General features: G+C 63.7%; 19 protein-coding genes. All 19 read right to left on the bottom strand.

Features of this window, described 5'->3' with window-relative positions:
* Positions 1–4 precede the first annotated feature (4 nt).
* Complete coding sequence (locus tag UB31_RS16535) at positions 5–1,651, bottom strand: FGGY-family carbohydrate kinase (protein WP_045011602.1); 1,647 nt, start codon at positions 1,649–1,651, stop codon at positions 5–7.
* A 38-nt stretch (positions 1,652–1,689) separates the two neighbouring features.
* The gene (locus tag UB31_RS16530) at positions 1,690–2,463 is read right to left on the bottom strand and encodes an SDR family NAD(P)-dependent oxidoreductase (protein ID WP_045011601.1); all 774 of its coding nucleotides are present in this window, start codon (positions 2,461–2,463) and stop codon (positions 1,690–1,692) included.
* 39 nt (positions 2,464–2,502) lie between these two features.
* The gene (locus UB31_RS16525) at positions 2,503–3,510 is read right to left on the bottom strand and encodes an ABC transporter ATP-binding protein (RefSeq protein ID WP_045006358.1); all 1,008 of its coding nucleotides are present in this window, start codon (positions 3,508–3,510) and stop codon (positions 2,503–2,505) included.
* Between the two features lie 15 nt (positions 3,511–3,525).
* Positions 3,526–4,356 carry a carbohydrate ABC transporter permease gene (locus UB31_RS16520; RefSeq protein WP_045006359.1) on the bottom strand — a complete coding sequence of 277 codons (831 nt, stop codon included), beginning with the start codon at positions 4,354–4,356 and terminating at the stop codon, positions 3,526–3,528.
* A 4-nt stretch (positions 4,357–4,360) separates the two neighbouring features.
* Positions 4,361–5,233, bottom strand: a complete 873-nt coding sequence (locus UB31_RS16515) for a carbohydrate ABC transporter permease (RefSeq protein WP_045006360.1) — start codon at positions 5,231–5,233, stop codon at positions 4,361–4,363.
* A gap of 90 nt (positions 5,234–5,323) precedes the next feature.
* Positions 5,324–6,577, bottom strand: coding sequence for an ABC transporter substrate-binding protein (locus UB31_RS16510; RefSeq protein WP_245305544.1), 1,254 nt, complete (start codon positions 6,575–6,577; stop codon positions 5,324–5,326).
* Between the two features lie 367 nt (positions 6,578–6,944).
* Positions 6,945–7,895: a sugar-binding transcriptional regulator gene (locus UB31_RS16505; RefSeq protein WP_045006362.1), complete on the bottom strand. Its 951-nt coding sequence runs from the start codon at positions 7,893–7,895 to the stop codon at positions 6,945–6,947.
* 8 nt (positions 7,896–7,903) lie between these two features.
* Positions 7,904–8,566, bottom strand: a complete 663-nt coding sequence (locus tag UB31_RS16500; protein WP_045011600.1) for an HAD family hydrolase — start codon at positions 8,564–8,566, stop codon at positions 7,904–7,906.
* Positions 8,567–8,629: 63 nt separating this feature from the next.
* Positions 8,630–9,820: a multiple monosaccharide ABC transporter permease gene (gene mmsB, locus UB31_RS16495; RefSeq protein ID WP_045006364.1), complete on the bottom strand. Its 1,191-nt coding sequence runs from the start codon at positions 9,818–9,820 to the stop codon at positions 8,630–8,632.
* Positions 9,817–11,394 (bottom strand): multiple monosaccharide ABC transporter ATP-binding protein, encoded by a 1,578-nt coding sequence (gene mmsA, locus UB31_RS16490; protein ID WP_045011844.1) that lies wholly within the window; start codon positions 11,392–11,394, stop codon positions 9,817–9,819. The genes mmsB and mmsA overlap by 4 nt, the downstream gene beginning before the upstream one ends.
* Before the next feature lie 63 nt (positions 11,395–11,457).
* Positions 11,458–12,531 carry a multiple monosaccharide ABC transporter substrate-binding protein gene (gene chvE, locus UB31_RS16485; protein ID WP_045011599.1) on the bottom strand — a complete coding sequence of 358 codons (1,074 nt, stop codon included), beginning with the start codon at positions 12,529–12,531 and terminating at the stop codon, positions 11,458–11,460.
* Positions 12,532–12,604: 73 nt separating this feature from the next.
* A complete protein-coding gene (locus UB31_RS16480) occupies positions 12,605–13,486 on the bottom strand; it encodes an SMP-30/gluconolactonase/LRE family protein (RefSeq protein ID WP_156163208.1) in 882 nt (293 codons plus the stop codon).
* Positions 13,483–14,559: an aldose epimerase family protein gene (locus UB31_RS16475; RefSeq protein WP_045011598.1), complete on the bottom strand. Its 1,077-nt coding sequence runs from the start codon at positions 14,557–14,559 to the stop codon at positions 13,483–13,485. The genes UB31_RS16480 and UB31_RS16475 overlap by 4 nt, the downstream gene beginning before the upstream one ends.
* 2 nt (positions 14,560–14,561) lie before the next feature.
* Positions 14,562–15,488, bottom strand: coding sequence for a Gfo/Idh/MocA family protein (locus UB31_RS16470; protein WP_045011843.1), 927 nt, complete (start codon positions 15,486–15,488; stop codon positions 14,562–14,564).
* A 2-nt stretch (positions 15,489–15,490) separates the two neighbouring features.
* Positions 15,491–16,261 (bottom strand): FadR/GntR family transcriptional regulator, encoded by a 771-nt coding sequence (locus UB31_RS16465; protein WP_045006368.1) that lies wholly within the window; start codon positions 16,259–16,261, stop codon positions 15,491–15,493.
* Between the two features lie 278 nt (positions 16,262–16,539).
* On the bottom strand, positions 16,540–17,712 hold the full coding sequence (locus UB31_RS16460; protein ID WP_045011597.1) for a fumarylacetoacetate hydrolase family protein: 1,173 nt from the start codon (positions 17,710–17,712) through the stop codon (positions 16,540–16,542).
* Positions 17,713–17,827: 115 nt separating this feature from the next.
* Positions 17,828–18,805 (bottom strand): HEAT repeat domain-containing protein, encoded by a 978-nt coding sequence (locus UB31_RS16455; RefSeq protein ID WP_045011596.1) that lies wholly within the window; start codon positions 18,803–18,805, stop codon positions 17,828–17,830.
* 2 nt (positions 18,806–18,807) lie between these two features.
* Positions 18,808–19,041 (bottom strand): 4Fe-4S dicluster domain-containing protein, encoded by a 234-nt coding sequence (locus UB31_RS16450; protein ID WP_045011595.1) that lies wholly within the window; start codon positions 19,039–19,041, stop codon positions 18,808–18,810.
* A gap of 30 nt (positions 19,042–19,071) precedes the next feature.
* On the bottom strand, positions 19,072–20,814 hold the full coding sequence (locus UB31_RS16445) for a fumarate reductase/succinate dehydrogenase flavoprotein subunit (RefSeq protein WP_045011842.1): 1,743 nt from the start codon (positions 20,812–20,814) through the stop codon (positions 19,072–19,074).
* Between the last annotated feature and the right edge of the window lie 26 nt (positions 20,815–20,840).

Raw genomic sequence — 20,840 nt, 5'->3', positions numbered from 1 at the left:
GAATTCAGTCCTTTGCGGCGTGGCGCATCGCGGCACGGCTGCCGCGGTCGACCTCGCGGAGCAACTTATACACATCCCGCTTGCGGGCGTGAAACGCGGCCATGTCGGGCGCGGTCGGTGCGCTCTTCCGTCCCAGCGCCGACATTTTTGCCATGGTCTCGCCGATCGAGGCATAGGCGCCGCCGGCAACCGCACCTAACATCGCCGCACCTAGCAGCACCGGCTCCTTCGTCTGCGGCAGCGCGACCGTCAGGCCGGTGGTATCAGCCATGATCTGTCGCACCAGCGGACTCCGGCTGGCGCCGCCGCCCATGATCATGATGCTGGAATGAACGCCATGCGCGGCAAAGGCCTCGATCACCTCGGCAAGACCATAGGCGAGCCCGCATAGGCCGGCAACGAACAGCCGCTCCATGGCGCCGATATCGGTGTCGAGATCGAGGCCCGCGATCACCGCGCGCGTATCGGGGTCGGCATAGGGCGAGCGATTGCCGATGAATTCGGGGAGGACATGGATATCACGGGCGAGCAGCGCGGCGCGGCTGGCATCGCCGGCGCGCGCGATGATGCGGCGCTCGAGGAACTCGATGAGATCGACGCCGTCGTTACGCGCCGCCGCACTCGCCTCGGCATGGCCCGGATGCGATTTGAGAAGATGGTCGATCGCCGCGCCCGCGGCCGACTGCCCGCCCTCGTTGAGCCAGAAGTCCGGCACCATACCGGAATAATAAGGCCCCCAGACGCCGGGCACGAAACACGGCTCCTTCGTCGTCGCCATGATGCAGGCCGACGTTCCCATGATGTAGGCAAGGCGGTCCGAGACGTCAGCCGCCCCGCCCGATCCGTCGCGGCCGCCGATCGCGCCGATGCCACCGGCATGGGCGTCGATCAGAGAGGCGCCGACCGGCGTACCCGGCGACAAGCCCAGATCGAAGGCGGCGGCGCGCGTGAGACCCGCGCCGAGGCGCGTGCCCGGCGCAACGATCTCGGTGCCGATGCGGGCGTATTTCTCACTGACGAATTCCGACAAGCCAATGCGCTTGAAGAACGGTGCGCTCCAGCCGCCGCCATCATGGGCGAGATAGTTCCACTTGCAGGTGACGGTGCAGGTCGAACGTTGCAGCGATCCCGTCGCGCGCCAGGTCAGGTAATCTGCCAGATCAAAGAAATGACCGGCGGCGTCAAAGCTCGCGCGCATGTGCCGCTTCAGCCATAACAGCTTTGGCATCTCCATCTCGGGCGAGATCGAGCCGCCGACATAGCGCAGCACCGCGTCCCCAGTCTCGTTGATCAGCCGCGCCTCGGCAATGGCGCGATGATCCATCCAGACGATGACATTGCGCTGCCTGTCACCGGATCCGCTGACGGTGACCGGCTCGCCCAGGGGATCGAGCACCACGAGGGAACAGGTCGCATCGAAGCCGACGCCGCCGACGCTGTCGGGCGCGATTGCAGCTTCCGCCATCGCGGCCCGCACCGATCTCACGCAGGCGTCCCAGATGTCGGCCGACGACTGCTCGACGATGTCGCCGGCCTCGTGCCAGATCCGGATTGGATGCTTGGCGGTCGCAAGCAAGGTGCCCGCCTCGTCAAACACCCCTGCCCGCGTGCTCGTGGTCCCCACGTCGACGCCGATATACGCTCGCGGCATTGTTGCTCCCGGTCGCTTTCGTCAATTTTGACGCAAGCCTACCAGCAAGTGTAGCCGCCATCCACAAGCACGATGCTGCCGGTCATCAGGCTCGCCGCCTCCGAGGCCAGGAACAGCACGACCGAGGCGATCTCGTCGACCTGCCCCATCCGCGCCATCGGGGTTCCACCGATCCAGGCGTCATACATTCTGGCATCGCTCTTGACGAACGCGTTGAGCGGCGTGTCGATATAAGTTGGCGCCACCGCGTTGACGCGCACGCCGCGCGCGCCCCATTCGGCGGCCAGCGACTTGGTCAGATGGTGCACGCCCGCCTTGGAGGCGTTGTAGAAGGCCTGCTCCTGCGGCTTGTTGACGATGAATCCGGACATCGAGCCGATATTGACGATGGCGCCGCTCTTGGCTTTGAGCATATGCTTGCCGAATTCGCGGCAGCACCAGAAGGTGCCGTTGAGATTGACGTCGATGACGTTGAGCCAATGCTCGTCGGTGACGGTTTCCGCCGGCGTCTCGCTGCGGGCGATGCCGGCATTGTTGACGAGGATGTCGACCTTGCCGTGGCGGACGACGAGGTCGTTCGCAACTTCCGCGACGCGCTTGGTGTCGGTGACGTCCATGATCGCGGTCTCGGCATCGTAGCCTTTCGCCTTCAGACTGGCCTTGGCGCTGTCGGCGACCTTGCTGTCGCGATCGCCGATCACGACCCTGGCGCCGGCCTCGGCCAGCGCTTCGGCGCAGGCCAGCCCAATGCCCTGCCCGCCGCCGGTGATGAACGCGGTCTTGCCGCTCAGCTTGAATTTCTCCAGGTACATGTTGGTATTTCCGTTTCTTTCGTTTCTTGCCGTTTCTTGTTAACCCCGAATGGCGTTGCCGCCTGCATCGAAGCGATGAATCCGCGCGGGGTCCGGCGCCAGCGACACGTGGTCGCCGGCATGGAGGCTCAATTCGCCGATGTAGCGCGCGGTCAGCATCCCGAGCGGACCGGCATCGACATAGAGGAAAGTGTCACTGCCGAGATGCTCGGCAACCGCGATCGTTCCCTGCCAGCCGCCGCCGCCATCGCGCTCGATCTTGATGTGCTCCGGCCGCACGCCGATGGTGGTCGCGCCTTGCTGTTTGGCGGGCTCGCCGGTCACGAGATTCATCTTCGGCGAGCCGATAAAGCCGGCGACGAAGAGATTGGCGGGCTTCTCGTAGAGATCCAGCGGCGAGCCATATTGCTCGATCTTGCCGCCATTGAGCACGACGATCTTGTCGGCCATGGTCATGGCTTCGACCTGGTCGTGGGTGACGTAGACCGCGGTGGTGCCAAGTTGCTTCTGGAGCCGCGTCACCTCGATGCGCATCTGCACGCGCAAGGCCGCGTCGAGGTTCGACAGCGGCTCGTCGAACAGGAACGCCTTGGGCTCGCGGACGATGGCACGGCCGATCGCGACGCGCTGACGCTGGCCGCCGGAGAGTTCGCGCGGCTTGCGGTCGAGATAGGGCGTGAGGTTGAGCGTCGCGGCGGCGGCCTCCACCTTGCGGTTGGTTTCGTCTTTGGAGAGGCCCGCCATCTTCAGGCCGAAACCGATATTGCCGCGCACGCTCATATGCGGATAGAGCGCGTAGGACTGGAACACCATCGAGAGACCACGCTTCGCGGGGGGCGTATCGACGACGTTCTTGCCGTCGATCAAAATTTTGCCGCCGCTGACGTCCTCGAGCCCGGCGATCAGCCGCAGCAGCGTGGTCTTGCCACAGCCGGATGGTCCCACGAACACCACGAAGGAGCCGTCCGCGATCTCGAGATCGGCACCCTTGATGATGTGCACGGGGCCGAAGGATTTCTGCACGTCCTGAAGCGTAATCTGACCCATGATCCGGCAGCCCCCTTACTTTACCGCGCCGAAGGTGAGCCCGCGCACGAGCTGCTTCTGGCTGAACCAACCAAGGATGATGATGGGCGCGATCGCCAGCGTGGAAGCCGCCGACAGCTTGGCCCAGAACAGCCCTTCCGGGCTCGAATAGGACGCGATGAACGTGGTGAGTGGCGCGGCGTTCGAGGTCGTCAGGTTGAGCGTCCAGAACGCCTCGTTCCAGGCTAGGATCAAATTGAGCAGCATGGTCGACGCCAGGCCCGGGATCGCCATCGGCGTCAGCACATAGACGAGTTCGCGGCCGATGGTGGCGCCATCCATGCGCGCGGCTTCCAGGATGTCGCGCGGAATTTCCTTGAAATAGGTGAAGAGCATCCAGATCACGATCGGCAGATTGCCGAGGCAGAGGATGAAGACGAGGCCGATGCGGGAATCGAGCAGGCCGAAGGTCTTGAAGATCAGGTAGATCGGCACCAGCACGCCGACCGGCGGCATCATCTTGGTCGAGAGCATCCAGAGCAGGATGTCCTTGGTGCGCTTGGTCGGCGAGAACGCCATCGACCAGGCTGCGGGGATCGCGATCAGCAGCGCAATCAACGTCGAGCCGCCGGCGATGATGATCGAGTTCATCGCATGGAGCAGATAGTCGCTGCGTTCCTGGACGGTGGCGTAATTTTCGGTGGTCCAGTGGAAGAACAGGAAGGACGGCGGAATGGCGAAAGCTTCGAGCTCGGTCTTGAAGCTCGTCAGCACCATCCACAGGATCGGGAAGAAGATCAGGAAGCCGAAGAACCACGCCCCGATCGTCGAGACCACCACCCGCTGCGTCGTTGACTTGCGCGCCATGATTTTAGGCTTCCAGGTTGCGGCCGACGATACGGACGAGGAAGAAGGCGACGATGTTGGCGATCACCACCGCCACGAGACCGCCTGCCGATGCGCTGCCAACATCGAACTGGATCAGCGCCTGCGAATAGATCAGGAAGGCGATGTTGGTGGTCTGAAGGCCCGGACCGCCGCCCGTGGTGACATAGATTTCGGCGAACACCGTGAGCAGGAAGATGGTCTCGATCAGGATCACCACGGTGATGGGTCGCGCCAGGTGCGGCAGCGTGATGTAGATGAAGGCGGAGAGCGCGCTGGCGCCATCCATCTCGGCCGCCTCCTTCTGCTCCTCGTCGAGCGATTGCAGCGCGGTCAGCAGGATCAAGGTCGCGAACGGCAACCATTGCCAGGCGACGATCAGGATCACGGCGAGCAGCGGCGCGTCGGTGAACCAGTCGATCGGCGTCAACCCAAACACCTCGGCGAGCCAGGCGAACAGCCCGGACACCGGGTGCATCAGCAGGTTCTTCCACACCAGCGCGCTCACCGTCGGCATCACGAAGAACGGCGCGATCACCATCAGCCGTACGATGTTGAGGCCGATCACGGGCTGGTCCATCAGCAGCGCCAGGGGAATGCCGAGCAGGATGGTCAGCGCCAGCACCGAGCCGACCAGCACCAGCGTGTTCTGGAGCGAGGCGAGGAACGCGGGATCGGTGAGGAAGTAGCGGAAATTCTCCAGCCCGACGAACGCCTCGGAGCCGGGATCGAGCAGGCTGTAATGCAGCGTCGAGAAGTAGATCGTCAGCGCGAGCGGGACGATCATCCAGATGAACAGGAGCCCGACGGCCGGGGCCAGGAGCGACCGCGCAAGGAATTGCGTCTGCCGGGTTGCCATCCACGCGTCTCCTCGGGCGAGGGGAAAAGGCGGCCATCCATCAAGCGAAAAGTGGATGGCCGCGAGTGTGAGCTCAGGGAGAGCTCGGGTCTACTTGATGTAACCGGCGCGCTTCATCTCGCGCTCGGTCACCGATTGCGCCGCGGTCAGCGCCGCATCCACCGTCATCGATCCCGCAAGTGCGGCGGAGAATTGCTGCCCCACCTGGGTGCCGATGCCCTGGAATTCGGGAATGGCAGCGTATTGCACGCCGACGTAAGGCACGGGCTTCACTGTCGGCTTGTTCGGGTCGGCGGCGTCGATCGAGGCCAGCGTCAGCTTGGCGAACGGGGCGACCTTCAGATACTCAGGATTCTGGTAGAGCGAGGTCCGCGTGCCCGGCGGCACATTGGCCCAGCCCTCCTTCGCCGCCACGATCTTGGTGTAGTCCTTGCTCGTCGCCCAGGCGATGAACTTCTCGGCGGCTTCCGACTTCTTCGATCCGGCGGGGATTGCGAGACTCCAGGCCCACAGCCAGTTGGCGTTCTTGCCGAGCCCGGTGTTGGGCGCCAGCGCGAAGCCGACCTTGTCGGCGACCCTGGATTCCTTCGGGTTGGTGACGAACGATGCCGCCACCGTCGCGTCGATCCACATGCCGCACTTGCCGGCGTTGAACAGCGCCAGGTTCTCGTTGAAGCCGTTGGAGCTCGCGCCGGGAGGGCCGGCGTCCTTCATGAGATTGACGTAGGTCGTGAGTGTCGCCTTCCATTCCGGCGTATTGAACTGCGGCTCCCACTTCTCGTCGAACCAGCGCGCGCCGTAGGAATTGGCCATGGCGGAGAGGAACGCCATGTTCTCGCCCCAGCCGGCCTTGCCGCGCAGGCAGATGCCGTAGACGCCACCGCTCTTGTCGGTGACCTTCTTGGCGGCGTCGATCACGAAATCCCAGGTCGGCTTTTCCGGCATCTTCAGGCCGGCCTTCTCGAACAAATCGGTGCGGTACATGATCATCGAGCTCTCGCCATAGAACGGCGCGGCGTAGAGCTTGCCGTCGACGGAGACCGCGTCCTTGATCTTCGGCAGCAGGTCGGCGACGTCGTAATCGGCGCCGAGATTGGCGAGCGGCACCAGCCAGCCCTTCTTGGCCCAGATCGGCACCTCATAGGTGCCGATGGTCAGCACGTCGAACTGACCGCCCTTGGTGGCGATGTCGGTGGTGACGCGCTGGCGCAGCACGTTCTCTTCGAGAGTCACCCATTTCACGGAGATGTCGGGGTTCGCCTTGGTGAATTCGCTGGTCAGCCCCTGCATGCGGATCATGTCGCCGTTGTTGACGGTCGCGATCGTCAGGGTCGTTTCGGCCATCGCGGGGACGGCAAGCAGTACGGAGGCGCCACAGACGACGCCGAGGACGTGTTTCACGGTGACCTCCCTCAAATCGCGTTTTTGAGCATATGCCCACGCGTTGAGCGTATGTTCAACTGAGGGGCGACGCTTGTCAAGCACGCGCGCGAGCATTCTCGCAACTTATGAGTGCTGCGGTGCGGGAGGGCCGGCCCATTCCCTACTCTCGCTGTCATGCCTCGTGAAAGCGGGGCATCCAGTGCTCCGTATCGTCTGTTGGTTTGCCCCAAGCCAGGCCGCGGCGTACTGGATCATCCGCTTTCGCGGATGATGACAGCGGTGTGGGTGGCAAGACCTCCCGCCTCGGGAGGCTGGAAGAGCGAACGCCCTACCGCTCCAGAATCGCCCTTGCCGTCGTCTCGTCCGTGATCAGGCCGTTGATCAGGCGCCCATTCAGCGCCGCCGCAATCGCCTGCACCTTGGCCGCACCGACAGCCGCGCCGATCGTGGTGGTCTTCGCCGGTACTTCCGGCGGAATGCTGGTGAGGCGCTTGTTGGTGCCGGCCTTGAGCAGGCGGCCTTTCGCGTCATAGGCCCAGCCGGTGATCTCGCCGATGGCGCCCTGGCGCATCATCTCGAACAGTTCGTCACGGGTGACGAAGCCGTCGACATGGACCTGCGCCTTCTGGTCCATCTGGCCGATGCCGACAAGGCGCAGATCAGCCTTGGCCGCGACCGCCTTCACCTTGGCGATCGGCTCGATGCGGACCATCTTGTTGCGCTCGTCCTCCGAGGACATCAGGAACGGCAGCGGCATCGGATAATGCCGGGCGCCGGTGCGATCAGCGAGCCGGCCGACGGTATCGTAGAAGCTCGCCGAGCCGTCTGCGGAGATGTTGCCGACCAGCGAGACAATCTGGTGATTGGGCCGGTCGATCGGCGTGACGCGCTCGACCGCGGCGCGCACCGCGCGCCCGGTGCCGAGCGCGACGATCACCGGCGTCTCCGAGCGCAGCGTCGCGTCCAGCAGATTGGCGCAGCGCTCGGCGATGCCGGCTGTGGCCTGCGGCGCGGCCGGATCAGCCGGAACCACCTCGCAATGGGCGAGATCAAATCGCTCCTTCAGCCGTGCCGCCAGCTCCATGCAGGCGGCGATGGGATGTTCGAGCCGGAAGGTGATGAGCCGCTCGGCAAGGCACAGCGACACCAGCCGCTGGGCAGAGGCCCGCGACACCTGGAGCATCTTTGCGATCTCGTCCTGGGTGTGGCCGGCAATGAAATAGAGCCAGCCGGCGCGCGCGGCGTCGTCGAGTCTCGACTTTTCGTTCTCGACGGCCATAGCTGAAGTCACGCCTCCCAGAAATCGCTCATGCGCGCGAAGACCCGATCGGCCCCGGCGGCGGCCAGTATAGCGTGACCGTCACGCCCATGATAATGGCTGCCGCCGACAAATCCCCAGACCGTCATGCCGGCCGCCTTCGCCGCCTGCACGCCGCTGACGCTGTCCTCGATCACCAGGGCGCGCTTAGGATCTGCCTTCATCTTTTCGGCTGCGTAGAGAAAGAGGTCCGGCGCCGGCTTGCCGTGCTTGACCATCTGCGCGGTGTAGAGACGGCTATCGAAATGCGAAGCGAGACCCGTCACGTTAAGCGACAGCGAGACCCGATCGATATCGCTCGAAGATGCGACACAACGCGGCGCCTTCAACTCGGACAAGACGGCGCTCACCCCGGGGATCGGCTGGAGCGCCCCCGCAAACGTCTCGAGCACCCGTGCCTTCAGGCGCGGGAGGAAATCGTCAGGCAGGATCTCGCCGCGCTCGCGATAATATTGTCCGATCGCAGCCGTGCTACGCCCCAGAAAGAGCTCGAGCGCCTGCTCCACGTGAAGGTCGAAACCGAACTCCGCCAGCACCTCCGACAGGCAACGGCAGCTCAACAGCTCGCTGTCGACGAGCACGCCGTCGCAATCGAAGATGATGAGATCAGGTTCTGGCTGGCCGTTCGCCATCCGGCCATTCGATCATATACCCATCAACTGAGCAATAGCTCACCGTATGGTGTGCCGATCTAGCTACCGCCGCTGGTTATACACGTCGATGCAGACCGCCCCGAGCAGCACCAGGCCCTTGATGACCTGCTGGTAGTCGATGCCGACGCCGAGGATGGACATGCCGTTGTTCATCACGCCCATGATCATGGCGCCGACCACGGCGCCGCCGACGCGACCCACGCCACCATAGGCCGAGGCGCCGCCGATGAAGCAGGCGGCGATGACGTCGAGCTCGAAGCCCAAACCTGCTTTTGGCGTCGCGGTGTTGAGGCGCGCGGCGAAGACGAGGCCGGCGAGCGCCGCCAGCACACCCATATTGACGAAGGTGAGGAAGGTCAGTTGCTCGGTCTTGATGCCCGAGAGTTTGGCCGCCTTGGCATTGCCGCCGACCGCATAGATATGGCGCCCGATCACGGTGCGGCGGGTAACGAAGCCGTAGAGCGCGATCAACGCGCTCATGATCACCAGCACGTTGGGCAGGCCGCGATAGATCGCGATCAGATAGGTGAAGTACAGCACCGCGCAGGCCAGCACGATGCTTTTTCCGAGAAAGAACGCGTAAGGCTCGACCTCGATGCCGTGCGACAGCTCGCGCGTGCGGCTCTTGGCGCTGGCATAGACCAGCCCCAGCGCCAGCACGGCGCCGATCAGCATCGAGGTCGGATGCAGCGTGCCGGCTTCGGGCAGCAGTTCCGGAATGAAGCCGGACGATAATTTCTGGAACGTCGGCGGGAACGGGCCGAGCGACTGGCCCTGCAACACCGCGAGCGCAAGCCCCTTGAACACCAGCATGCCGGCCAGCGTCACGATGAAGGACGGGATCTTGAAATAGGCGACCCAGTAGCCTTGCGCAGCACCAATGGCGGCGCCGACCGCGAGGCAAATGATGAAGGCGAGCGTGTAGTCGACCTTATACGTCACCATCAGCACGGCCGCGACCGCGCCGACAAAGCCCGCGACCGAACCAACCGAAAGGTCGATATGGCCGGTGACGATCACCAGCAGCATGCCCAGCGCCATGATGACGATATAGCTGTTCTGAAGCACCAGGTTGGTGAGGTTGAGCGGCTGGAGCAGCGTGCCGCCGGTCATGACCTGGAAAAACAGCATGATCGCGAGCAGCGACAGCAGCATGCCGTAGGTACGCAAATTGTTCTTGATGAAGCTGCCGTGCCGGCGCTCCTCAGGCAGCGAAACCGTCTTGTCGGTCATGGCTGCGATCCTCCCATCTCCACGGCCTCAGGCACGCTGTTTTCATTGCTTCGTTCATTGCGCATGATGGCGCGCATGATTTTTTCCTGCGTCGCTTCAGTGCCAGGGAACTCGCCGACGAAGGCGCCATCGTTCATGACACAGATGCGGTCGCAGATGCCGAGCAGCTCAGGCATCTCCGAGGAGATCACCACGACGCCGCGGCCGGCCTCCGCAAGCTCGTTGATGATACAGTAAATCTCGTATTTGGCACCGACATCGATGCCCCGCGTCGGCTCGTCCAGGATTAAAACCTTGGGGTCGGTCATCAGCCATTTCGACAGCACCACCTTCTGCTGGTTGCCGCCGGAGAGCTGGCCGGTCTCCTGATAGACGTCGGAGCAGCGGATCCGCATTCGGTTCCGATAGTCGCTGGCGACCTTCAGCTCGGCGATATCGTCGATCACGCGGTTGGGTGCGACCTGGTCGAGGCTTGCGAGCGTGATGTTCTTGCGGACATCGTCGGCCAGGATCAGCCCGAGCTGCTTGCGGTCCTCGGTGACATAGGCGAGGCCGGCGTCGATTGCGGCTGCGACGTTCGGCAGCGCGATCTCATGGCCTTCGAGCCGGATGCGACCGCTGACATTGGTGCCCCAGGAGCGGCCGAACAAGCTCATGGCGAATTCGGTGCGGCCGGCGCCCATCAGCCCGGCAATGCCTACGACCTCGCCGCGCTTCACGCCGAAATTGACGTTCTTGATCACCTGCCGTTCGGGATGGATCGGGTGATAGACCGACCAATTGGCGACCTCGAGCACGGGTTCGCCGATTTTCGCGCTGCGCTCGGGGAAGCGATGGGCGAGATCGCGGTTGACCATGCTGCGGATGATGCGGTCTTCCTGGATCGGCTCGGCATGGCAGTCGATGCTGTCGACGGTACGGCCGTCGCGCAGCACCGTGATGTGGTCGGCGACGCGCGCGACCTCGTTGAGCTTGTGCGAGATTAGGATCGAGCCGATGCCCTGCTCGCGGAATTTCATGAGACGTTCGAGCAGCGCAGCACTGTCGGCCTCGTTCAGGCTCGCGGTCGGTTCGTCCAGGATCAGCATGCGCACTCGCTTGGACAGCGCCTTCGCGATCTCGACCAGTTGCTGCTTGCCGACGCCAAGATCGGTGATCAGCGTATCCGGCGATTCCTTCAGGCCGACCTGCACCAGCAGATCGCGCGTGCGGCGGTAGACCTCGTCGCGATCGATCACGCCGAGTTTTGACGGCGGATGCGACAGGAAGATGTTTTCTGCGATCGACATCAGCGGGATCAGCGCCAGCTCCTGATGGATGATGATGATGCCGAGCGCCTCGGAATCGTTGATGTCGCGGAAGCGGCGCTCCTCGCCATCAAAGATAATGGTGCCCTCGTAGCTGCCGTGAGGGTAGACGCCACTCAACACCTTCATCAGCGTGGACTTGCCGGCGCCATTCTCGCCGACGAGCGCTTGGATCTGCCCTGCCTCGACCGAGAAGTTGACGTCGCGCAGCGCCTGCACGCCGGCAAAGCTCTTGCTGACGTTGCGCATCTCCAGCATGGCGGTCATCGTGTCATGTCCCATCCGTTACTTCCCCTCTCTCCGCAGGCGGGGAGAGGGGAAGAAAGAGTCTTATTGAAACTGCGACTTCTTGTAGTAGCCGCTGTCGACCAGCAGCTTCTCCCAATTGTCCTTGTAGACCACGGCCGGCTTGAGCAGATAGGACGGCACAATCTTGACGCCGTTCTCATAGGTCTTGGTGTCGTTGACGGTGACCTGCTTGCCGGCGAGCGCGGCATCGACCATGTCGGCGGTCACCTTGGCGAGATCGCGGGTGTCCTTGAAGATGGTCGAGTATTGATCACCGCGCAGCATCGCCTTGATCGAGGGCACTTCGGCGTCCTGGCCCGAGATGATCGGCATCGGCTGATCGGCGCTGCCATAGCCGACGCCTTTGAGCGAGGAGATGATGCCGATCGAAAGTCCGTCATAGGGCGACAGCACGGCATTAACCTTCTTGTTGCCGTAGTAGGCGCTGAGCAGATTGTCCATGCGGGCCTGCGCCGTGGCGCCGTCCCAGCGCAGGGTCGCGACCTTGTCCATGCCCATCTGGCCGGACACGACGACGAGCTTGCCGCTGTCGATATATGGCTTCAACACGCTCATCGCGCCGTTGTAGAAGAAGTAGGCATTGTTGTCGTCGGGCGAACCGCCGAACAGCTCGATGTTGAACGGGCCCTTGCCGTCTTTCAACCCGAGGCCCTGCACAATCGAATCGGCCTGCAAGACGCCGACCTGGAAATTGTCGAAGGTCGCGTAATAGTCGACGTTCGGCGTGCCGCGGATCAGGCGATCATAGGCGATGATGGTGATGCCCTTGGCCTTGGCCTGCTTGAGCACGTCCGACAGCGTGGTGCCGTCGATTGCAGCGATCACCAGCGCCTTCGCACCCTTGGTCACCATGTTCTCGACCTGCGAGAGCTGGTTCGGAATGTCGTCCTCGGCATATTGCAGGTCAGTGTTGTAGCCGCGCTCCTTCAGCACCTTGACCATGTTGTTGCCGTCGTCGATCCAGCGCGCCGAGGACTTGGTCGGCATGGCGATGCCGACGGTCAGCTTGTCCTGGGCGAAGGCGGTGACGCCTGCGGCCATCGTCGCGGCGCCGGCTAGCGCCAGCGCGAAAAATGTCGTCTTCAGTTTCAGCATGTTTCACTCCCTTGGGTGTCAGACTGTTTTTTGGTTTCGTCGAAAAGGATGGTCGTGGGGTGTTTCTGGTCTCCTATGCGAGCTTGACGTCTGGCTCCGCGCGACCGCGCGCGGATGCCTCCAGCAGAAAAGTGCAGCCGGCTTGCGGATCGGCGGCGCGTGCGGCCGCGTCCATGTCCTGCCAGGCGGAGGTGACGAGCAGGCGCGACAGATCGGGCCCGACGAAGGCGGGGCAGCTCGCCTGCTTTGCCGGCACACTCAAGGAGCGCAGGTGCTCGCCTTGCGGACTGTAGACATCGATACGGCTTGCGCCCCAGCAGGCGTTCCAGATCTGCCCGTCGGCATCGCAGACCGAGCCGTCCAAGCCGCCGATGCCGGTGTGGCGCAACAAAACCTCCGGCTCCCCACGCGGCAAGCCGGTCGCGGGATTGAGCGGAACCGCGTAGAGCACCGCGCGCGCGGTGTCGGTGAAATAGCCGGTCGCACCGTCCGGCGAGAAGCAGATCGAATTGGGAATACTGATGCCGGGAAACAGCATCGAGATCTTGCCGCCATGGAGCGCGTAGATCGCGCCGGTCCCTCTTTCCGCCTTGCGGCCCATGGTGCCGATCCAGAACGTGCCGGACTGATGCACGCGGCAGTCATTGGAGCGCGTGTCGGGATTATCCGCTTCGAGCGGACGGAACAGCGTCATCGCGCCATCGGCGAGTGTCCGGATATAGAGGCCATCCTCCGCCACGATCAGCTGACGTTCGGCATCGATGCGCCCGAGCGCGCTCGCCATCCGGCCGAGTGCGTGGACGCGGATCGCGCCACTGCCGAGATGCGCTTCGAACAAACGCCCCTCACGAATGTCGAACCACCAGGCGGTGTCGGTAGTCACGTCATAAGTCGGCCCCTCGCCGAGATGACAGGGATCGTTCGAGAGGACGGAAGTCGGCACCTCTTCGATCATGGCGCCCTCACTGCAAAGCGGTAGACGGTGTGATGCCGATAGACTTGGCCGGGATCGAGGCGCGGGCTCGGAAAATCCGGCCGGTTCGGCGCATTCGGCCAGATGTGCGGCTCAAGACACATGGCGTCCGATTGCCGGATCAGCTTGCCGCCCTTCCCCGAAATCGTTCCGTCGAGATAATTGCCGGAATAGACCTGAAGACCAGGCTGATTGGTGAGGAGCTCCATGATCCGCCCCGAACGCGGCGCCTCCAGCCGCGCGGCGAGAGCAAGCTTGCCCTCGCGCCCGAGGCAGTAGGTGTGATCGTAGCCTTTGCCGTTGCGCAGCTGCGTATCGCTCTCGCGGATGCGCTCACCAACAGGGTGGGCGTTGCGGAAATCGAAGGGCGTTCCGGCCAACGCGCGCGGCGGCTCCGGCAGTGGAATGGCGGTGGGGTCGATGGCGAGGAAATGCTCGGCCGCGACCATCAGCTTATGGTCGAGGATGGGCGTGTCTGAGGTCGCACCTTCCAGATTGAAGAAGCTGTGGTTGGTCAAATTGACGATGGTCGGCCGGTCGGTCCGCGCCTCCATAGTCAGCGACAGCTCGGTCGGGCCGGTGACGCGATAGGTCAGGCGGACGTCGAGCCGGCCGGGATAATTCTCTTCGCCATGCGGGCTCGTGTAGATCAGCGTCACCGCGGGTTGCGAGCCCTCATCGATCTCGGCAATGTCCCATAGCTTGCGGTCAAACCCGTCCAGGCCGCCATGCAACGCATTCGGGCCGTTGTTGACGGGAAGCTGCACCGTTTCGCCGTCGAGCGAAAACTGCCCCTGGGCGATGCGGTTGGCGTAGCGGCCGACTGTGGCGCCAAAGAATTTTCGCTCGGCGAGATAGCCGGCGAAGGCATCATGGCCGAGCACAACATCGTCGTAGCCGCCCTTGGCATCCGGCGCGATCAGCGCCTGGATCACCGCACCATGGGTGATGATGCGGGCCTCGAACCCGCCCTCTCCGCGCAAGACGATGCGATCGACAGTGCGGCCGTCCGGCAGCGTTCCAAAGACGTCTTTTGTTATTTTTGAGCCAGCCATGTCTAGTCCATAAACGGTTCAACGATCGTGCGCTTGCCGAGCAGGAAGGCATCGGCGACGAGACGAAGCGGTGCCAGATCGACATCGCTTGCGCCCGTGGCCGCAAGCTCGACAAAGCGCCGGTAAAGCTCGCGATATTCCTGATCAGGCGCCTCGGCAATGGCCTTGCCATCGACGGCCATCCGCCTGCCGCCGCCGGACAACGCCATCCGGCCCTGATCGGTTTCCACGGCGATATCCCAGCTCTGGGGGCCGGTCTGGCGGAAATCGAACTCGGCGGTGACCGGCAGGCCGCTGATGTCGGCCAGCGTCAGGCTCGCGGCAATCGGCGCCTGGCGATTGGCAGGAAAGGCAAGCTCGGCCGCGGTGACGAACACCGGTTGCGGGAGGATGCGGGTCAGGATCGAGAGCGCGTTGATGCCGGGATCGAACACGCCAAGCCCGCCCGGCTCCCAGATCCAGACCTGCCCGGGATGCCAGACGCGGACGTCTTCCTTCCAATTGATGTGCACGGATTTGATCCGGCGCGTGGCGAGCCATTCGCGTGCCGGTTCGACCGCAGGCGCGTGGCGCGAATGCCAGGTCGCAAACAGTGTGCGCTTCGCATCCGCCGCCATCGCGATCAGTGGATCGAGCTCGGCGACGCCGGTGCCGGGCGGCTTCTCCAGCATCACATGCTTGCCGGCGGCGAGTGCGGCCGCGGCCTGCGCACGCCGAACCTGCGGCGGCGTGCAGAGCGAGACCGCATTGATCGGCGGTCCTTTCTCGAGCAATTCCTCGATGGTGGCAAAATGCGGCAGCTCCGGCAGCGACGCATTGCGGCTTGCGACGGCCGCGAGCGTCGCGCCCGATGTCGCGGCGATCGCACCGACATGCTGATCGCGCGCGATCTTGCCAAAGCCGACGATGGCGATGCGAAGTTCAGTCACGCTCATTCTCCAGTATCCGCGGATGACAACGGCTCGGCCGGCGCGGTCTCGATCACGGTACCCTCGTGGCGGTGCATGCCGTTGTGAATGACATAGACCATCGCTTCCGAGGCGGTGTCGGCATCGCCGGCCGCGATGGCATCGACGATCTTCTGGTGCCACAGCAGCACGGCGTCGCGATCGTCCGGCTCGACCGGCGCGCTGAGCAGGAACGACGCGCGCAAGGCGGCTTCGATGACATGTCCGATCGAGCGCATGAACAGATTGCCGGACGCACGCGCCACCGCGACGTGGAGCGCGAGATCGGCATCGGCAAAGCCGACGGAATCGGAAGCCTCAAGGCGCATGCGTTCCATGCTGCGGCGGATCTCGGCAAGGTCCTCCTCCGAGCGCCGCGCCGCCGCGAGCACGGCCGCCCGCGGCTCCACCGCGAGACGGATCTCGGCGAGATCGTTGAGGAAGCGTTTGTCGATGCCGGCGTCGAGATGCCAGGCCAGCACGTCAGCGTCGAACATGTTCCACGCGGCGCGCTCGCGCACGACGGTGCCGACCCGCGCCTTGGTGGTGAGCAGGCCCTTGGCGACCAGCGTCTTCACGCTCTCCCGCAGCACCGGCCGCGACACACCGAACATCGCGGTCAGCTCGGCATCGCCCGGCACCCGCGTTCCCTCCGCGTAGCGGCCGGCGATGATGTCGACGCCGATCGAGCGCGCGACTTCCGCGTTGTTGGAATGAGCTCGTTTGGTCGGGATGACCACGATCCGCGCGGTCATGAGGCGCCTCTCCCAATTACCGGCGAGCGCCCATTTTGGTAATATGGCACCCACGCACGGCCCTCTCGGGGCCATTTGGGCAACTATTTCACGGACGAGGCGAGCTGACTAGTCATATTATCTGACTATTCTTCATTGACTCGGAGAAGTATGGGGTGGCCGTTCTATGACACGCCCCACGCGATTTTGTTCCGTCTCTGCAACGCGAAGATGAAGGTGCGCTCCCTTTCTCGGCCAGCGGGGTCGCGACGAGCTTCGGTCGCGCTGGAGGCGAAGAGCTAGATCAGCTTCCGCTGCGCGAGGTTCTTCATCAGCGCACCGATGCCGAAGGTCCAGGGTTCGCACTCGTCGCTGGTCCGCATGCGGTTGACGAGCTTGCCGAGTTGAGGCGCAGCGATCGTGACGATGTCGTCGCGCTTGTGGGTGAAGCCCTGCCCCGGCGCATCGCGATCCTTGACCGGCGCGAACATCGTGCCGAGGAACAGCACGAAGCCGTCGGGATATTGATGCACCTTGCCGATGGTTTGTTCGACCAGGTCGGTCGGATCGCGGCTGATCATGCTGATTGAGGAATGACCGTCGAGAACGAAACCGTCCTGCCCCTTCACGTTCAGGCTGATATCAAGCTTGCGCGCATCATCGAGCGAGAACGTTTCATCGAACAGGCGCAGCAGCGGACCGATGGAGCAGGAGGCGTTGTTGTCCTTTGCTTTCGAGAGCAGCAGCGCCGAGCGGCCCTCGAAGTCGCGCAGATTGACGTCATTGCCGAGCGCGCCGCCGACGATCTTGCCGCGGCTCGACACGAACAGCACGAGTTCCGGCTCCGGATTGTTCCAGGTCGATTTCGGATGCAGGCCGGCATCCATGCCGGTGCCGACCGAGGACAAGGTCGGCGCCTTGGTGAAGACCTCGGCATCGGGACCGATGCCGACCTCGAGATACTGGCTCCAGGCGTTCTGATCGATCAGCACCTGCTTCAGCCGCATCGCCTGGTCCGAGCCCGGCTTGAGCTTTGACAGATCGTCACCGATCAACCGCGTCACCTCCTTGCGGATCGCTTCGGCCGAGGCCGGGTTGCCCTTCGCTCGCTCCTCGATCACGCGCTCCAGCATCGAGATGGCGAAGGTAACGCCGGCAGCTTTCAGCGTCTGGAGATCGACGGGCGCAAGCAGCCATGGCTTTTTCGGATCGCGGTGATCTGGTGCCGTATTGGCCATGATCGCCTCGAGATCGCCGATGCGCTCACCCTTGGTTGCGGCAAGCGCCTTGGCGGGATTGTCCTCCTCGCAGAGCGCGCTGATGGTCGAAAATTTCGCGGTGACGTCGAAGACGCCGTCGCTGCGCACGACGACCACGGCCGGGCCGTTCGCCTGCGGCAGCCAGACACGGCCGACGAGCGTCCCCTTCGTTCCATCCTCGGGGAGAAGGTCTTTAACGGACAGTGTCGTCATGGCCGGCGTCCTCGCTGTTTTTCGGATCGGCCACGTTCAAACAGCGGCCGATCACGTTGGCGAAGACAAATAAACGTCTGGCGGGGGAAGTCCAGAGCGGCAGGATGCCTCGCAGCTATGCCCCTGCCCGCGCCTTGCGGGCCGCAATCTGCTGGAGCGCCCAGCGCGCGTTCTTGCGCACGTCGGGATCGGCGTCGTCGGCGATGACAGCCAGGAATGCCTCGCCGTCGGGATGCGCGATCTCGCCGAGTGCGGCAGCGGCTTCCTTCCGCAGATTGGCCTGGTCGTGGCTGATGCTATTGCCGATCGGGCGCACCGCGCGCTCGATCTTCATCTTGCCGAGGCTGCGGATCACCTTCAGCCGCACCTGCCAGAACTCATCAGCGAGTGAACCGATGAGCTGGTCGGCCGCAAGCGAACCGTTGACGTTGAGGCCCAGCGTTTCCGCGGCCATCTCACGGACCATCCAGTCGGTGTCCTTCAGCGCGCGGGTTATGCTCTCGGCCGCCGGCTTCAGATGCGAGAAGGCCAATGCGCTCACCGCGGCGCGTCGGACATGGGCGTCGGGATCATTGATCAGTGCGGTCAGCGCGGGGATCGACTCTTCCAGCTTCAAGAAGCCGATCACACCGATCGCCTGCACGCGCACGGCGGCGTCCGTGTCCTGGAGCGCTTCCAGCGCGGGCTTCAGCGTATCCTTGCAGCGCAGCTCCTTCAGCGCGCGCAGCGCGCCCATGCGCACGAAGGCGTGGGCATGCTTGACCAGCGGCAGGATGATTTCGGCACAAGCCGGATCCTTGAACTCGGCCATGCTGTCTGCCGCAGCCGATGCCACAATCCTTTCGGGATCGACCAGCAGCTTGACCAGCGCGCTCGCGGCCTCCGGCCCGTCGAACTCGCCGAGCGCCATGGCGACCTGCTGGCGCACACCGGCGTCGGGATCGGCGACCATCTTGGCGAGATGGCCGACGGCTGCCGGATCGCCGGAATGGCCGAGTGCGATGATGGCGACGCGGCGCTCGGCGGGGTCGGCAGCCTGAAGCCGCTCGTCGGCGTCTTCGAGATCGTCGTAGGATTCGAACGGGCTCGACATGACTACCTCAGGAGATAGGGAATGTTGACGGTGACGGCGCCGGTCGGACAATCCGCCTCGCAGGGCATGCAGTACCAGCACTCGTCATAGGCCATGTAGGCCTTGCCAGACATGTCGCTGATGCGGAGCACGTCGAGCGGGCAGACGTCGACGCACACGGTGCAGCCCTTGTCGGCGATGCATTTGGCGTCGTCGACGACCACCGGAACCGACGTTTGATAGGAAGCGAGAGGCATTGAATGCTCCTGGTGCTAAGTTGTGGTGGATCAGGCGGTGGCGCGGATACGCTGCTTGTCGTAGAGATCCTTCTCGTCGTCCGCGATCGGCACGACGTAGGGCTCGACGGCACGCTTCTCGCTGGTCATCTTGCCGTTCTGCTTGCTCAGCAGCGTGTGGCAGAACCAGTTCTCGTTGTCCTTCTCCGGAAAATCCGTGCGCCAGTGATAGAGGCCCCAGCGGCTCTCCTCGCGGTAAAGCGAGGCATGCACAGCCATGTCGGCGCAATCCATGATCGACTGCACTTCGAGGGCACGGAGCAATTCATGCGCGTTACGCGCGATCATATGCTCCTGCATGTCTTCGCGCGTCTCTGCGAGGCGGCGCATGCCAAGCTCGTATTTGCGTGTAACCTTTGGCGGCTGGAGATAGTCGTTGACGAGGCGGCGGGTCTTGTATTCGACCTGGTTCGGCGGAATGCCGTCCTCACGCTTTGTCGGCGCCAGCACGCGGTCGCGTTCGTTCGCGACATCGGCGGCGTCGAACTCCGCAAAGTCGTGGCTGTCGGCGAACTCCATCGCGTCGATACCGGCGACCGAGCCGTTGGTGAAGGCGCCGAGCATGTAGTTGTGCGGCACGCTCGCCATGTCGCCGGCGGCATAGAGGCCGGGGACGGTGGTGCGGGCATTGTCGTCGACGAACACGCCGGAGGCGCTGTGACCGGAACAGAAGCCGATCTCGGAGATATGCATCTCGATCGACTCGTTGCGGTAGTCGACCCCGCGCCCCTGCTGGAACAGGCCGCGCGTCGGCCGCTCCACCTTGTGCAGCGTGGATTCGATCTCCGAGATGGTATCGGGATGGAGATGCTTGAGCTGGAGGAACACCGGGCCCTTGCCGGACAGCAGCTCGTTGTAGAACTCGAGCATCATCTGACCCGACCAATAGTCGCACTCGATGAAGCGCGAGCCCTCGTTGTTGGCGGTAAAGGCGCCGAACGGACCGGCGACATAGGCGCAGGCGGGGCCGTTATAGTCCTTGATCAGCGGATTGATCTGGTAGCATTCGAGGTTCGCGAGCGCGGCGCCGGCGTGATAGGCCATCGCATAGCCGTCGCCGGAATTGGCGGCGTTCTCGTAGGTGCCGAACATGTAGCCGGAGGTCGGAAGGCCCAGACGGCCGGCTGCGCCCATGCAGAGGATCACGGCTTTGGCCTTGATGACCAGGATCTCGGCCGTGCGGGTGTTGACGCTGATCGCACCGGCGATGCGGCCATCCGAAGACTTCAGCAGCCGCGTCGCCATGTAGCGGTTGGAGATCAGGATGCGGGCACGGCGGAGCTGGCGGTACAGCGCCTTCTTCACGGTCTCGCCGTTCGGCATCGGCAGAACATAGGTGCCGATGTGGTGCACCTTCTTGACGGCGTAGTCGCCGTTCTCGTTCTTCAGGAAGCGGATGCCGAAGCTGTCGAGCTCTTCGATGATCTTGTAGCAGTTCTGCGCGTATTTATAGACCGCCTTCTGGTCGACGATGCCGTCATTGGCGATGGTGATTTCCTTGGTGTACTGCTCCGGCGTCGCGTAGCCGGGGATGACGGCGTTATTCAGCCCATCCATGCCCATCGAGATCGCACCGGAGCGCTTGACGTTGGCCTTTTCGAGCAGGACGACATTGGCCTTCGGGTTCTTCAGCTTCGCCTTCAACGCCGCCATCGGGCCGGCCGTGCCGCCGCCGATCACCAGCACGTCGCAGGAAACCTCCGAAAGTCCGTCGACGATCTGATCTAGTGCCATCGCTTGCTCCTGGTCCGCCGGCAGAT

Source organism: Bradyrhizobium sp. LTSP849 (assembly GCF_000938255.1).
Lineage (GTDB): Bacteria > Pseudomonadota > Alphaproteobacteria > Rhizobiales > Xanthobacteraceae > Bradyrhizobium.
The sequence above is the reverse complement of the archived record's forward strand: the minus strand, read 5'-3'. Positions and strand labels throughout refer to the sequence as shown.